Here is a 14,313-nt window from a genome sequence, read left to right on the forward strand (position 1 = left end):
TCGCTATAGTCATGGCCGGTCTGCTGACGCCCTTCCTCGACGACCACGGATACTGGATCTCGGTCGTCGTGGTCGGGATGGTGCCGGTGGTGTGGGCTTTCATCGCCTATCGGGTGGCGATGATGGAAAGCGTGGTCGCGTGGGTGAATTCGCGCGACTTCGCCAATTCGGTGCTCAGCGCGCTGACGCTGCCCTTCGCGCTGTTCTTCGCCTTCATGATCAGCGACATCTGGAGCGGCGACGTCCGGCTGTCCAAGACCATGCAGGAAGAGGTGCAGACGCTGGGAAACGGCGTCGATCTCGCCGCCATGTGCGGCACGCCCTGCGACGGGCTGCACGTCGCCATCACCGACTATGCGCGTGCCGTGGTGACGTTCGAATGGCGGGAGGGGTGGACCGGTCTCGATCCGCAGGCGGCGGCCGGGCTCGACACCATCAACCAGCGCCTGCGCGAGGTGGAGGCCGATCCCGCCACCCCTGCGACGCTGCGCGGCCCGCTGGTGCAGGTCTACATGCAGCTGCGCAAGCTGCGCAGCGACCGCTATTTCGCGGTGAATTCCGATCTCGCGCCGCACCGCTGGATCATGGTGCTGCTGCTGGGCGTGCTGTCGCAGACCGGGCTGGCGGCATTGCACACCGGGCGGCGCGGCCCGCTGGTCGTCGGCCTCGTCCTGTTCACCATCGCCTTCGTCGCCACGATGTCCTACACGATGGCGCTGATCTGGCCCTCGGTCGATGCGAGCCTGCTCCCCTCCGAGGAACTGGCGCGCATCCTGCGCTAGAGCGTTTCGAGCGAAGTGGAATGCGGTTCGCGTGAAGAAAACGCGTCCGAACAAGACCCTGGAGCCTTTCCTGTGAACCGGAGTTCACCGGAAGGGCTCTAGAAGGCGGGCGGTTCAGAAGCCCACCGCGGTGCCGTGCAGGTCGTAGGCATCGGCCCGCTCGATCTTCACCGTGGTGATCTCGCCGACCCGGAGCGGCCGGCGCGAGGCGACATGCACCACGCCGTCGATCTCCGGCGCATCCGCCTTGGAGCGCCCCACCGCCACGGTGGGGCCGACCGAATCGATGATTACCTGCTGGCGGGTGCCGACCTTGCGCTTGAGCCGCCGGGCGGAGACGCGCTGCTGCACCTCCATGAAGCGGTTCCAGCGCTCCTGCTTCACCTCATCGGGGATCGCGACGCCGAGGTCGTTGGCCGGCGCGCCGGCGACCGGCTCGTATTTGAAGCAGCCGACGCGGTCGAGCTCGGCTTCCTCCAGGAAGTCGATCAGCTCCTCGAACTCGGCCTCGGTCTCGCCGGGGAAGCCGACGATGAAGGTCGAGCGCAAGGTGAGGTCCGGGCAGGCGGCACGCCAGGCCTGGACGCGCGCCAGCGTCTTCTCCTGCGCCGCCGGGCGCTTCATGCGCTTCAGCACCGTCGGCGAGGCGTGCTGGAAGGGGATGTCGAGATAGGGAAGGATCACGCCGTCCGCCATCAGGCCGATGACCTCGTCGACATGCGGGTAGGGGTAGACATAGTGCATGCGCACCCAGGCGCCGAGCGAGCCCAGCTCGCGCGACAGGTCGAGGAAACGGGTGCGGACCTGGCGGTCCTTCCACTGGCTCTCGGCATATTTCAGGTCGACGCCGTAGGCGGAGGTGTCCTGCGAGATGACCAGCAGTTCCTTCACCCCGGCGGCGACCAGCTTTTCGGCCTCACGCATCACCTCACCGGCCGGGCGGCTGACCAGATCGCCGCGCAGCTTGGGGATGATGCAGAAGGTGCAGCGATTGTTGCAACCCTCAGAAATCTTTAGGTAGGCATAGTGGCGCGGGGTGAGCTTCACCCCCTGCGGCGGCACGAGGTCGAGGAAGGGGTCGTGCCGCGGTGGCACCGCGGCGTGCACCGCGTTGACGACACTCTCATATTGCTGCGGGCCGGTGACGGCCAGCACGCCGGGGTGCACGTTGCGGATCTGCTCGGGCTCAGCGCCCATGCAACCGGTGACGATGACCTTGCCGTTCTCCTTCAGCGCGTCGCCGATGGCGGCGAGGCTCTCCGCCTTGGCGCTGTCGAGAAAGCCGCAGGTGTTGACGATGACGAGGTCGGCACCCTCGTGCTTGCGCGAGAGCTCGTAGCCCTCGGCGCGCAGGCGCGTGACGATGCGCTCGGAATCGACGAGCGCCTTGGGGCAGCCCAGCGAGACGAAGGAGATGCGCGGCGCCTCACCGGAAGGGCTGTGCGGGACGTCGATCGACGCGTGGTCGGCCATGGGATGTCGGGCTCGGGTTCGAAAGCAAGCGCGAGCCGTTAATCGAGGTGAGGTCCGCCGTCAACTCACGAAGACGCCGGGCCGCCGCGCGCACGGCGCAGGACGACCCGGCGTGAAGGTGGTCGACGGTCGGTAGAAGGGCCGTCAGGCGGCCTTCTCGGCGGTGCCGAGATCGACGGCCTCGAACAGCTCGACCTCGGGATGGCCGACATAGAGTGGCTTGTTGCCGCCAGCATTCTTGTGGGCGGCGCGGAAGGCCTCCGACTTGGTCCAGGCCTCGAAATCGGTGCGGCTGCCCCAGATGGTGTGCGAGGCGTAGAGCGTGTGATCGTCACGCTGCGGGCCGCGCAGCAGGTCGAACTTCTTGAAGCCCGGCACGGTGGACAGGTGGCTGTCGCGCGCGCGCCAGACCTGCTCGAAATCGGCTTCCGAGCCGAGTTTCACCTTGAAGCGGTTCATGGCGATGAACATGGAGCGTCCCTCATTGGTCGGATGGGTGATGCCGGACGATAGCGCCCGGCATCGGGAGATGGAAACCGGCGTCGCTCAGAAGTGCGCGCGCAGGCTCATCAGCACGGTGCGGCCCTGGCCGGTGTTGCCGGTGAAGCCGGTGGGCTGGATCGACAGCGCCGGGGTGTAGTCCTCGTCGAGCAGGTTGGTGGCGTCGACGCGGAAGGTCAGGCGGTCGTTGATCTGGTAGCTGCCGAACAGGTCGAACAGGCCATAGCTCGGCGAGGGCGTCGAGCTGATCGCGGCGGCGGTGAAGGTCGAGTTGTAGCCGATCAGCGTCGACTGCGAATAGAAGGAGTAGCGGCCGCCGATGGTCAGCTTCTCGTCGAGGAAGCGCAGGCCGGCGGTCATCGAGAAGATGTCGTCCGGCAGGTACTGGTTGGTGCCGAAGCCCTGGGTCTGCGGCGGCAGGTCGTTGTCGTTGTGAGTGTAGCTCGCCGAGGCGAAGAAGGTGCGGGCGTCGTAGGACGCCTCCAGTTCGATGCCGCTAACCCGCGAGGTGCCGTCGACGTTGCAGAAATAGGTCTGGGTGCCGGCGCCGCCCAGGCAGGTGACGATGTAGTTCGAAATGTCGTTCGAGAAGTAGTCGGCCTTCAGGCGGAAAGCGTCGTTGGCGGTGAACAGACCGTCCTTGCGGAGGTTGACGCCGAACTCCCAGCCCTTCGACACTTCCGGCTGGAGATAGGGATTGGCCGAATAGGAACCGGTGCTGCCCGGGTGCTCGCCGCCGACCATGGTTTCGCTCGCCGTCGGCGCGCGCATGGTCTCGGCATAGGTCACATAGGGCTGCAGCCAGTCATACGGGTTGATGGCCAGGGTGAACTTCGGGTCGAAGCGCCCGTCGCTCTCGTCTACCGTCCAGGGGCCCTGGGGGACCGCGCCGCCGGTACCGTTCTCATAGCCTGAGCCATCGAGCGTGTAGAAGTCGTAGCGCAGGCCGAGGATGAAATCGACGATGCTGTAGCTGAAGGTGGTCTCGGAGAAGAGGCCGCCGATGCTGCTCTCGCCCGACGGATTGACGCCGCCATATTGCGAGGGGGTCACAGTGTTCGAGGCGCTGACGTCATCGTAGAAATACTCGAAGCCGTTGATGGTCGAGACGGCGACCTCACCCCACATGAAGTTCGAGGTGTTGGAGGTGTCGAAGCCCCAGCCATTGTCCTCGATGACGCGGCCGCGTGAAAGCCGGGTGGTGCGCGGCGTGTTCAGGTAGGTCATCGTCAGGTCATTGTAGTAGGCGTTCAGCCGGAAATCGATCAGCTCGCTATCTGGATCGTAGTGATACTTGGCTGAGAATGTGTTGTTGGTGATCTGCTGGTCGGCGGAATTGGCGTAGAAGAAGTTGTTGTAGAACACCGCGCCGAGCTTCAGCGTCGAGTCGTCGGTGAGCTTGATGTCGCTCTTCAGCAGGCCCGAGGTGAGGTTCTGCCACGTATAGGGCACCATCTGGCCAGCGCCGTTCTCGTAATTGGTCGGGCTGGAATTGGCGATGGCGCCGGCGACCGAGACGCGGTCATTGAGCTTGGCGGCCCCGGCAAACATTTCCTTCCAGCCGACGCCGTTGCTGCCCCAGGTGAGGTTGGAGATCGCGCCCCAGTTGTTGCCCGGCTTGATGATGTCGTCGACGCCGAGCGTGCGCATATCGGCCGCACCGGCCAGCGCACCGGCCCCGCCGGCGGTGGAGACCGCACCGCGGGCGATGTCGACGCCGGCCAGCAGCTGCTCGTCGACATAGGCGAAGCCTGACGCCTCATGGCCGACGAAGCGGAAGTTCTGCCGCACGCCGTCGATCATCATGTTGACGCGGCCGAAGCCCTGGAAGCCGCGGATGTTGATCGCGACGCCGGGATTCGAGGTGCTCTGCTCGGTGAAGGTGCCGGGCACGGTGCGCAGCACGGTGTCGAGACGGGCCGACTGGTTGAGGCCGTTCAGAAGATTGACCGTGCTCACCGCGGACGGGGTTGAATAGGGGTCGGAGACCAGCCGTCCATCCGCACCCTGGACGGTCACCGTCGGCAGTGTTTCCGCCTCGCCGGCGGTCGCCGTCGTCGTGCTGGTCGCCGTGGAGGCGGCCTGCTGCGCCAGCGCCGGCGCGGCGACGACGAGCGCGCCGAGCGAGATGCCGAGCAGGGCGGAGTGGCGGGAGAGCGGACGGCGGCTGGCGCCGGCGCGCGGGAAGGTCGCGGCCATGATCATCCTCGATGCGTAAGCGACGAGGCCGGAGAGCTGCCGTGTTTCGGTAGCCGACTCCGCCTCGCATCTGCGTCACATCGGTCATATTTTCAGGTAAATATCGGAGTCAACAAAGTTTAGTTACACTTTATAATAATTATATTTTGAGGTTTACCGACCAAATCAGTTCGATGACTCATACGAAAATGAATTGAATCAAGGCAATCATTGGTTCACATAGGCGGCAACATTGAGAGGTGTTGCCATGCTGAATGTGATTTATAATAGTTTGAAACTTGTGTTTCTGCTCTGCGTGGCGATTTTACCACAGGAATACGCTCGTGCCACCGAGCCGGCTGCGGTCGAAATGGTCGACAGCGCCGGTCGGCATGTGATGGTGAAGGACACCAGCCGGGTGGTCGCCATCGGCGGCTCCATCACCGAGATTCTCTATGCACTGGGGCTGGAGGACCGCATCGTCGCGGTCGACACGACGAGCGTGTTCCCGCCGCAGGCGCTGAAGGACAAGCCGGATGTCGGCTATATGCGCGCGCTCTCCGCCGAGGGGGTGCTGGCGCTCGGTCCCAGCCTGGTGCTGGCGATGGAGGGATCCGGGCCGCCCACCACCATCAACGTGCTGCAGCAGGCCTCGGTGCCATTCATCTCGGTGCCGGAAGGGCACGATGCCGCCGGCGTCGTCGCCAAGATCCGCTTCGTCGCCCACGCCATGGGCGCGGACGAGAAGGGCGAGGCGCTGGCCAAGGCGGTGGCCGAGGATTTCGAGGCGCTGGCGGCGATGCGCGCGCGCATCAAGGAGCCGCGCGGCGCGGTGTTCGTGATGTCGATGGGCGGCGGCTCGCCGATGGTGGGAGGGCAGGGCACCGGTGCCGATGCCGCCTTCAAATTGGCCGGCGTGACCAATGTGATGAGCGCCATCACCGGCTACAAGCCGGCGGTGGGCGAGGCGGTGCTGGCCGTCGAGCCTTATGCCATCGTCAAGATGGGGCGGAGCGGCGGGGCGGATGACGCCATACTCCAGCTGCCGGCCTTCGCGACGACGCCGGCAGCGCGCGACAAGCGACTTTTCCCGGTCGACGGCGCCTATCTGCTTGCCTTCGGCCCCCGCACGCCGCAGGCGGCACGCGACCTCGCCGCGGCGATCTATCCCGAGCTCGATCTGCCGAAGCTGCCGGCGCGGCCGTGGACCCAGGCCACGGGGACGGCGCCGTGAGCGTCGAGGCGGTCGCCGTGAGGCCGGTGTCGGAGCGGAGCGCGCGGGAGCGGCGGGCGCGGCTGGGCGTCGCGGCCTGCGCGGTGCTGGCGCTGGTCGCGGCACTCGCCTCGCTCGCCATCGGCCCGGTGACGATCCCGGTGGAGCATGTGCTGGCCATCCTCTGGCGGGCGATGGGCGGCAGCATCGCCGGCCCGGAGATCGGGCTGCGCGAGAGCGTGGTGGTGCTCGACATCAGGCTGCCGCGCACGTTGCTCGGGCTGATGGTCGGCGCGGCGACGGCAACGGCCGGGGCTATGATGCAGGGCGTCTTTCGTAATCCGCTCGCCGATCCCGGGCTGATCGGCGTGTCGAGCGGCGCGGCGCTGGCGGCGGTGCTGTGGATCGTGCTCGGCGCCTCGCTGGCGGCGGCGCTGCCGGGGGCGGGCCTGCCGGCGTTTCTCGGCGAGTTCGGCCTACCGGCCGCCGCCTTTGCCGGGGCGCTGCTGGTCACGATGGTGCTGCATGTGGTGGCGACCCGCGAGGGGCGGACCTCGGTGGCGACGCTGCTATTCGCCGGCATCGCCTTCGGGGCGATGGCGGGGGCGGGGACCGGCCTTCTGGTGTTCATTGCCTCCGACCAGCAATTGCGCGACCTCACCTTCTGGAGCATGGGCAGCCTGGGTGGCGCCACCTGGGCCAAGCTGGTGGCGGCGGCGCCCTTCGTGCTGGTGCTGTTCGTGCTGGCGCCGCCGCTGGCGCGGGCGCTCGATGCGCTGGCGCTGGGTGAAGCCGCCGCTTTCCATGTCGGCATCGATGTCGAGCGGGCGAAGCGCCTGGCCATCGCCGGCGTCGCCGCCGGAGCGGGCGCGGCAGTGGCGGCGGCCGGGGTGATCGGCTTCGTCGGGCTGGTGGTGCCGCATCTGCTGCGGCTGCTCTTCGGGCCGGGACACCGCCTGCTGCTGCCGGCCTCGGCCTTCGCCGGCGGGGCGCTGCTGCTCGGCGCCGACCTTGTGGCGCGCACCATCGCCGCGCCGGCGGAGTTGCCGCTGGGTATCGTCACCGCGGCCATCGGCGCACCGTTCTTCCTCTGGCTGCTGCTGCGCCGCCGCGCCGATCTGTTCGGGTGATGTCCCATGTATGAAGCGCAGAATATCGACTACGCGGTGCCCGGCCGGCTGCTGCTGGATAGTGCCGACCTCGCCGTGCAGCCCGGCCGGGTGACGGCGCTGATCGGTCCCAATGGCGCCGGCAAGTCGACGCTGTTGAAGGTGCTGTCCGGCGAGCTGCGCCCGAAGCGGGGCAGGGTGCTGGTCGACGGGCAGGACATCGCAGCGCTTGGCGCGGCCCGGCTGGCCCGGCGGCGGGCGGTGCTACCGCAGGATGTGCATGTGGCGTTTCCCTTCACCGTCGCCGAGGTAGTGGCGATCGGCTTGCCGCAGGGCGAGCGGGCGCCGCACCGCATCACCGGGGCGCTGGAGAAGGTCGACCTCGCCGACTTCCGCGACCGGCCCTATGCGGCGCTGTCCGGTGGCGAGCAGCAGCGTGTGCAGATCGCCCGCGCGCTCACTCAGTTCGCGAGCTGCGACGGGCCGGGTTACCTGCTGCTCGACGAGCCGACCTCAAGCCTCGACCTGTCGCACCAGCTGATGGTGGTCGATCTTGCCCGGCAGGTGGCCCGGAGCGGCGGCGGCGTGGCGGCGGTGCTGCACGACCTCAATCTCGCGGCGATGATCGCCGATGAGGTGGTGGCGCTGAAGGGCGGCCGGATCGTCGCGCGCGGAACGCCGGCCGAGGTGCTGACCGACACTCTTGTCGGCGAGCTCTATGCGGTGACGGCGCGGATCGGCACCGCGCCGCAGAGCGGCCCGTTCCTGCTGCCGCAGGCTATGACGCGCGCTTGAAGGGCGGGCGCGCGGAACCGCCGGAGGAGGTTGGGGGGCCTCCTCCGGCGGCTGTTCACCGGCGCGGATAGGCCGCCGGCTTATTTCAGCTTGTCGACGTCGATGCCGAAGGTGACGGCACCGATGTTCTGGCCCTTGTCGGAGATGGCGACGCTGGCCTGGGCGATCTTCTTGCCGCCGTCCTCCTCGACCTTGTCGACGAAGATGGCGCCGGGGCCGACCGGATAGGTCTTCTGCCACTTGGCCTCATCCGCCTGCCACATGTCGGAGGTGCCGTCGGTCTGGCCGACATTCAGGCCGTAGCCGTCCATGACGAAGGCCTCGGTGATGATGCCACCCGACGCGTCCTTCTTCTTGGTCAGGAACTCGGCCAGCTTGTTCTTCATGGTGCTGTCGCGCAGCGCCTGGTCCTTGGCCTTCCACTTGTTGTCCAGCTCGTCGATGTCGCTCTGCATGAGCTTGGCGTGCGCCTTGTTGGACGTCAGGACGGCGGAAATCACGGCCGGGTCGCTGAGCCACGGCTCGATGTTCTTCTTCACATAGGCGGTGACGGCGGCAGCGTGGGACATCTCGTCCTGCGCAAGGGCGGGCACGATGCCGAGCAGGGTCGCCGCCGCGGCCAGCGCGGCGATCTTGGTACGGATGGACATTGGCGTTTCCTCTTTGAGGGACGATCTTGGCGTCGTCCGCTCGCAGCGTAACATGAAGTAAATTACGAAATACAGATCATATTTTAGCAATATGTCATGCAAAATGTGCGCTATAATATAAAATTAAATCTACGATCATAAAAATAACATTTATTGTATTTTTCAGTATATTTATGAATTATTGTCTATTTTCTGCGCAATCTATCGTTTTCGCTTGGAGGCGGGCGAAGGTGGGGTTTGCTTATTGCTCTCATCGGCTGCGGTGCAGCTTGTGTTGGAGGCGCGGTAGATTGATCGTGCGCCTGGCATCCCAGATTCTATGTATTATGTTCTGTATTTTTCATGCCGAGGAGCGCTTTCGCCTGATCGGCGAGGGTGAAAGCAGCCCGATCACCCAATGGTGTCGCGCCAGTGATGTAAATCCGCGCTAGACTCTTGCGGAAGGCCACGGGGCTGCGGCCGCCCGGCAGGCCACCCAAAAAATATGGGCCGCGCTTTGGGAGGATCAGCACCATGACGCTTACCGTAGCCGAGTTCCGGCCTGACCCCATCCATGTCCATGTCGGCCGCGAGACCATCGAGGTCCGCTCGCTCGACTGCGCGGTGCAGCTTCTGCGCTCGCTGCGACATGACCGGTTGGGGCGCTACGCGGAAATGCTGCTCACCCAGCTGGAGCAGGCACGGGAGCCGGCGCAGCAGGCCCACGCCTGGGCCGCGTTTCGTAGCTGGGCGACGGCTTGCGGGCTGCACGGCGACGATGAAGGCCGGCCGCACGCCGCCTGACGGCTGACGGCTCGCTCCCGCTGCCACCTTTCCTCGTTACGGGCAGGCGCACCGCGTGAAAGCGGTGCGCCGCAAAAACGCCGTTCGTCAGGGGTCATCCTGTCGGCTATCAGTCGACGGGCGGGCGGTGCCGTGCCGGAACACACAGGTGGCGAGTTGACGGAAGAAGAGGTGAGGGCCAGCATCGGCGGGCTTGCAGTACGGGCGATCGCCGGGGTGTTATGCGGCATGTTTTGCTGGGCCGCGCCGGCCTTGGCGCAGCAGCCGTCGCTGTTCGTGCCCTGGCAGACGTCGCCGCTCGTGCCCCCATCCGTATCGCCGTCGCCGCTGACGCCGTCCTCGCCTCCGCTGGTTCTGCTGCTGGACGGGCTCGGCGTCTATGTCGAGACCGATTATGTCGGCGTTTCCGCGCTCTCGCGCCCGCTGCGCCAGCAGGGCTTCCGTACCCTCAGCGATACGCATTTCCTCAATCGACAGGCCGGAGCGGTACCCGATGTCGTGATCGGCCATTCTCTCGGCGGCTCGACGGCGCTTAGTTTCGCTCGCGACCTGGTGCGCAGGGGGCATCGTGCCCCGCTGGTCATCACCATCGATGCTGCGCCAGGCTCTCCGGCCTGCCCCGTGGAGCGGTGCATCAACATTCATGGTCCGGGCTTCCCGAACGTGCGTGGCGCCCGCAACATCGACGCCTGGGCAGCGGGCGCCCGTTTCGTCAATCACGCCTCGCTGCCGACGCATCCGGCGGTGGAGGCGTTGATCCTCGATCAGACGGCCTCCTTCATGGCGCAGTGGCGTTCGGCGCAAATGGAACGTCCAGCCGAGGGGGCGCCAGGGCAATCGCGACCGAAGGGGGGATAAGCAACCGGGCGCCCTTGCATTCGTCGCCGGGTATGGGATGAACAATCCGCCGCAACGGAGAGGTGGCCGAGTGGTTTAAGGCAGCGGTCTTGAAAACCGCCGTGGGTGCAAGCCCACCGTGGGTTCGAATCCCACCCTCTCCGCCAACTTTCTTTAGCAAGTTATTGATTTTTCGGTGCTTTCGGTGCCGATTCTAGCCAGAAAGCGCCATTTCGCCCCACATTTTTGATTTGCTGTGCCCGCCTGTGACGGCCGAACAATGCTCCGGCGAAAGCCCGCCACGCGCCAGCAGCGGACATTGGCTTGTGCCCTGGAAACGGAGGCTCGGAGCCGTCCTGTCAACGGCTCAGACTGCCAGGCAAGGGCTGCTTACTTGGTCAGTTAGGTCATGCGAGCTGCTCGCCGTGTAATGCGATAGGCCGCGGCCGGCGGCATGTTCAGCAGCGTTCGGCCGACAAGCGTCGCGCGCAGGCCGAGGCGGTCGAGGATCGGCCGAGGCACCGGACAGCGTGGCCCATAGGTGAACTGGTAGAGCGCGCCGCCTGCACGGAGGTGATGGAACGCTCCGTCCAGAATGGCGATGATCCTGCGCGGCGAGAAGCTTAGGAGCGGCAGGCCACTGATTACGGCGCCGACGGACCGCGGAGCCCCGAAAGCGACAGTCTTGAGCCGTGCGGCATCCATCCACATGATGCGCGCATCAGGAAATCGCCGTTGCAGCAGCCGTGCGAAATCGGAGCCGTACTCGACCAAGGTGAGGTCCGCCTCTTCGACGCCGCGGGCCAGGAGCCTGGCGGTGAAGACTCCGGTTCCTGGCCCGAGCTCGATCACCGGCCCGGTATGGGGCCCGATGTCGCGTGTGATGAGATCCGCGAGCGCGCTGCCGGATGGTGCGACCGCGCCGACCCGCATGGGCTCGGTGGCCCAGGACCGAAGGAACGTCAAAATGTCGCTTGGCATCTCGTCACCTCAATAGATCGCAAAGGATGTGACCGCTCCTCTGCTCACGCAGACAAGGCAGCGGTGCCTGGATCAGCCGCAGCATGCCGAACGCATTGGTATCAAGCTCGGCGCGCACGTCTCTCTGGTCCACCTTGTCGCCGCGGGCCAGCGCCGCCTCGGCCCAGATACGGCCGAAGCCGCGTGATGCGCCGGCGATGAGCGCGATCTTCTTGGCCATGCAGGCCTCCTCAGGATAGTGTCAGCCTGGGGAGATGGCCGTCGACGCCGTACGCGGCAGTGGCACAGGGTGCCGATGCTCTGGGGGAGTGCGCCAAACCCGCGAACGTCAATGTGTCCAGATGGGTGGGCTCTCGTTGGCCGCGCCAGGTAAGCCCTTGCGCTCGCGCCACTCGCCCGGCGTCACCCCCTCCCAGTCGCGAAAAGCGCGGTAGAACGAGCTCGCATCCTGATAGCCGAGCAGGCAGGCCACCTCGTCGATATCGGTCGAAGGATCGGCCAGCAACTGGCGGCCGAGTTCCCGCCGTGCCTCGACGAGCAGTTCTCGGAAGGTCGTCTGCTCCTCGGTGATGCGCCGCTGCAGGGTGCGCTCGCTCATGCCGAGATACTGGGCGATGTCGGCGAGCTCCGGCCTCCCGCTCGCCAGGCTGCGCTTCAGCGCCATCTTCACCTGGGCGCCGACGGAGCTGTGTGTTTGCAACTCCTGCAGCGCTGCAGCGAGCGCGGGCGTCAGGATGGCCAGCAGCTCGGGATTGTGGCCGGGGAATGGGCGGTCGAGATCGGCCGGATCGAGCACCAGCGCATTGCGCGGCGCTCCGAAGCGGACGGCGCAGCGGAAGTAATCCGCATGAACTCCGTCGCCCGGATCGGGCCGGGCGAGATCAACCTTCCGGGGGTTCACCGGCTGGCCGGTGCCGCGTCGGCCGAGTTCGACCAGCGAGGCGAAGGTGACGTCGGTGGCGATGGCCGGCTCCGGCCGGGTCGCATGGAACCAGGCGTTGGTCACCACCCCGCCCTCCTTGGCTTCCGCGATATGGAGCTGCTCGGGCGTACAGAGACGCTTGAAGCGGGCGAGCCGCATCAGGCCGTCGCGATAATCGCGCGCATAGAAGGCGGCGAGGCTCGCCGGCGGGTAGGCGGCTGTGTCGGCGCCGAGCACCAGGCGGATGCCGGGCGCCGGATCGTTCGCCAGCAGCTCAACCGCGTTCCAGAGCGCGAAATATTGCTCGGTGGTGACGACCACCTGCTCGTTGAGATGCAGCGTCGCCGGGAGCCGTGCCTGCCGCAATATGGCGGCCGGCGGATAGCCCATGCGCTCGATCACGCGCCAGAAGGCGGGCGGGATCTTGCACCGATCGGCAGGCATCGTGCTCATCGCCGGCCTCGCATGGTCGCGGTTGCGCGCTGTAACTTCATTTCATCTGGCTCATGATAATGCTGTCGAAGGTCCGGTCGCTCAGCCATTTGCGCATGCCGAGTAACATCTTGGCATATTTGCCGGCGGCATAGCGGGTCTTCGGCCTGCGCGCCTTTACCGCTTTTGACACGACATCGGCGATCACCGTGCCGGAACTACCGGTTCCCTTGCCATAGGTGTTGGCGATGGCATTGGCGACGGCTTGAGCGAGCGTGGCGTAGGGGCCGCCGGCAGACCGCTTCAGCAGATTGCCGGAGGCGGCGTCGCCGAAGCCGGTCTCGATCACGCCGGGCTCGACGATGATGACGCGGATGCCGAATTGCGCGACCTCGAGGCGCAGGCAATCGGACCAGCCTTCCAGTGCGTGCTTTGTGGCGTGATACCACGCGCCGAGCGCGGAATAGATCTTCCCGCCGATCGAGGTGATGTTGACGATGGTGCCGGAACGTTGCGCCCGCATGGCAGGCAGGATCAGCTGGGTGAGCCGCGCGGCACCGAACAGATTCACCTCGAACTGGTAGCGGGCCTCGTCGAGGGTGATCTCCTCGACCGGGCCATAGAGCCCAAAGCCCGCATTGTTCACCAGCACATCGACCGTGCCGCCCTCATTGAGGACGATGTCGACCGCCGCGCGGATATCGTCTTCGCGGGAGATGTCCATATGCAGCAGCGTCGCGCCGAGCGCCCCAAGATCGGCCATCTTCTCGACGTTTCGGGCGGCGGCAAAGACATGGTAGCCGTCCTCGATCAACTGCTTGGCGATATCCTTGCCCATGCCGGACGAGGCTCCGGTCACCACGGCGATTTTCTTGCGGGGATTTTGCATGCCGTCCTCCATTGACGTGCACGAACGTAAGACGCCAGCCTCAAGTTGCCGATGACGGTACGCGCCATGCGAGTTGCAGAAGGCGCCATTCTGCGCGATCGGGAGCGCCGTTATCGGCTGGCCGCAGCCTGGCTTTGAGAGGGATTCCCCGAGGTCGGCTAGGTCCTGCCTGGGAAGAACTCGTAGCTACCTAGCGCCAGTAGCGGACCTTGGCCTCGCTCCATTTTCCAGACGGTGGGAGTCGTCCGGCGTGACGGTCAGGCTCGCCCTGGGTTTCCCTATTTAGGAAGTGTGACGTGAGACCCTGATCTTCCTCCAGATTTGAGTAGAGTCCGTCGATCAAGGAGACGGACGATGCGCCCCTCACGTTTTTCGGAAGAGCAGATCATCGGGATGCTGAAGGAGCAGGAGGCCGGAACGGCGACGGCGGAGGCCTGCCGCAAGCACGGCATCTCGTCGGCGACCTTCTACAAGTTCAAGGCGAAGTATGGCGGGATGGACGTGTCGGATGCGCGCCGGCTGAAGACCCTCGAGGATGAGAACGCCCGCCTCAAGAAGCTGCTGGCCGAACAGATGCTCGACAACGCGATCCTGAAGGATGTCGCCGCAAAAAATGGTGACGCCCGATGCGAAGCGGAAGGCGGTGGCTCATGCCTGCACGGTGCATGCGGTGAGCCAGCGTCGGGCGTGCCTGGCCTTGACGATCGACCGCTCGACGGTGCGCTACATGAGCACCCGGCCGGACGATGCCCTGTTGCGCGAGGCGAT

At 65.9% G+C, this 14,313-nt stretch carries 15 protein-coding genes, 1 tRNA gene and 1 pseudogene; 8 read left to right on the forward strand and 9 right to left on the reverse strand.

Annotated features, from left to right (window positions below; genetic code table 11):
- Window positions 1-11: 11 nt before the first annotated feature.
- A complete protein-coding gene (locus LGR54_RS24890; RefSeq protein WP_230364650.1) occupies window positions 12-782 on the forward strand; it encodes a DUF4239 domain-containing protein in 771 nt (256 codons plus the stop codon).
- Window positions 783-896: 114 nt separating this feature from the next.
- On the opposite strand, the gene rimO is transcribed toward LGR54_RS24890, so the two are convergent.
- The 3 genes from rimO to LGR54_RS24905 form a co-directional block, all read right to left on the reverse strand.
- A complete protein-coding gene (gene rimO / locus LGR54_RS24895; protein WP_230364651.1) occupies window positions 897-2,255 on the reverse strand; it encodes a 30S ribosomal protein S12 methylthiotransferase RimO in 1,359 nt (452 codons plus the stop codon).
- 144 nt (window positions 2,256-2,399) lie between these two features.
- On the reverse strand, window positions 2,400-2,726 hold the full coding sequence (locus LGR54_RS24900; protein WP_230364652.1) for an antibiotic biosynthesis monooxygenase: 327 nt from the start codon (window positions 2,724-2,726) through the stop codon (window positions 2,400-2,402).
- Between the two features lie 75 nt (window positions 2,727-2,801).
- The gene (locus LGR54_RS24905; protein WP_230364653.1) at window positions 2,802-4,955 is read right to left on the reverse strand and encodes a TonB-dependent receptor domain-containing protein; all 2,154 of its coding nucleotides are present in this window, start codon (window positions 4,953-4,955) and stop codon (window positions 2,802-2,804) included.
- A gap of 247 nt (window positions 4,956-5,202) precedes the next feature.
- On the opposite strand from LGR54_RS24905, the gene LGR54_RS24910 reads away from it, so the two are divergent.
- The 3 genes from LGR54_RS24910 to LGR54_RS24920 are packed head-to-tail and all read left to right on the forward strand — an operon-like array spanning window position 5,203 to window position 8,051.
- A complete protein-coding gene (locus tag LGR54_RS24910) occupies window positions 5,203-6,168 on the forward strand; it encodes a hemin ABC transporter substrate-binding protein (protein ID WP_230364654.1) in 966 nt (321 codons plus the stop codon).
- Window positions 6,165-7,277 (forward strand): iron chelate uptake ABC transporter family permease subunit, encoded by a 1,113-nt coding sequence (locus LGR54_RS24915; RefSeq protein ID WP_230364655.1) that lies wholly within the window; start codon window positions 6,165-6,167, stop codon window positions 7,275-7,277. Before LGR54_RS24910 ends, LGR54_RS24915 begins: the two co-directional genes overlap by 4 nt.
- Before the next feature lie 6 nt (window positions 7,278-7,283).
- Complete coding sequence (locus LGR54_RS24920; protein WP_230364656.1) at window positions 7,284-8,051, forward strand: heme ABC transporter ATP-binding protein; 768 nt, start codon at window positions 7,284-7,286, stop codon at window positions 8,049-8,051.
- Window positions 8,052-8,131: 80 nt separating this feature from the next.
- On the opposite strand, the gene LGR54_RS24925 is transcribed toward LGR54_RS24920, so the two are convergent.
- Together LGR54_RS24925 and LGR54_RS24930 are read right to left on the reverse strand one after the other, a co-directional pair.
- The gene (locus LGR54_RS24925) at window positions 8,132-8,701 is read right to left on the reverse strand and encodes a hypothetical protein (protein WP_230364657.1); all 570 of its coding nucleotides are present in this window, start codon (window positions 8,699-8,701) and stop codon (window positions 8,132-8,134) included.
- 317 nt (window positions 8,702-9,018) lie between these two features.
- Window positions 9,019-9,216, reverse strand: coding sequence for a hypothetical protein (locus tag LGR54_RS24930; protein WP_230364658.1), 198 nt, complete (start codon window positions 9,214-9,216; stop codon window positions 9,019-9,021).
- On the opposite strand from LGR54_RS24930, the gene LGR54_RS24935 reads away from it, so the two are divergent.
- The 3 genes from LGR54_RS24935 to LGR54_RS24945 all read left to right on the forward strand — a co-directional run bounded on the left by LGR54_RS24935 (window position 9,215) and on the right by LGR54_RS24945 (window position 10,488).
- Window positions 9,215-9,484, forward strand: a complete 270-nt coding sequence (locus LGR54_RS24935) for a hypothetical protein (RefSeq protein ID WP_230364659.1) — start codon at window positions 9,215-9,217, stop codon at window positions 9,482-9,484. The two genes, LGR54_RS24930 and LGR54_RS24935, sit on opposite strands and share 2 nt — an antisense overlap.
- Before the next feature lie 156 nt (window positions 9,485-9,640).
- Window positions 9,641-10,342, forward strand: coding sequence for a hypothetical protein (locus tag LGR54_RS24940; protein ID WP_230364660.1), 702 nt, complete (start codon window positions 9,641-9,643; stop codon window positions 10,340-10,342).
- Window positions 10,343-10,398: 56 nt separating this feature from the next.
- Window positions 10,399-10,488, forward strand: a tRNA-Ser gene (locus tag LGR54_RS24945).
- Between the two features lie 235 nt (window positions 10,489-10,723).
- Here LGR54_RS24945 and LGR54_RS24950 read toward each other — a convergent pair.
- The 4 genes from LGR54_RS24950 to LGR54_RS24965 all read right to left on the reverse strand — a co-directional run bounded on the left by LGR54_RS24950 (window position 10,724) and on the right by LGR54_RS24965 (window position 13,545).
- Window positions 10,724-11,302, reverse strand: coding sequence for a class I SAM-dependent methyltransferase (locus LGR54_RS24950; protein WP_230364661.1), 579 nt, complete (start codon window positions 11,300-11,302; stop codon window positions 10,724-10,726).
- Between the two features lie 4 nt (window positions 11,303-11,306).
- Window positions 11,307-11,522 carry a hypothetical protein gene (locus LGR54_RS24955; protein WP_230364662.1) on the reverse strand — a complete coding sequence of 72 codons (216 nt, stop codon included), beginning with the start codon at window positions 11,520-11,522 and terminating at the stop codon, window positions 11,307-11,309.
- Window positions 11,523-11,630: 108 nt separating this feature from the next.
- Window positions 11,631-12,677, reverse strand: coding sequence for an AraC family transcriptional regulator (locus LGR54_RS24960; RefSeq protein ID WP_230364663.1), 1,047 nt, complete (start codon window positions 12,675-12,677; stop codon window positions 11,631-11,633).
- Between the two features lie 37 nt (window positions 12,678-12,714).
- Window positions 12,715-13,545, reverse strand: a complete 831-nt coding sequence (locus tag LGR54_RS24965) for an oxidoreductase (RefSeq protein WP_230364664.1) — start codon at window positions 13,543-13,545, stop codon at window positions 12,715-12,717.
- A gap of 354 nt (window positions 13,546-13,899) precedes the next feature.
- Between LGR54_RS24965 and LGR54_RS24970 the strand changes: the two are divergent.
- Window positions 13,900-14,313 (forward strand): annotated as a pseudogene (locus LGR54_RS24970) (transposase); the annotation flags it as partial.

Source organism: Ancylobacter sp. Lp-2 (assembly GCF_020523795.1).
In the GTDB taxonomy this organism is placed as follows: Bacteria; Pseudomonadota; Alphaproteobacteria; order Rhizobiales; family Xanthobacteraceae; genus Ancylobacter.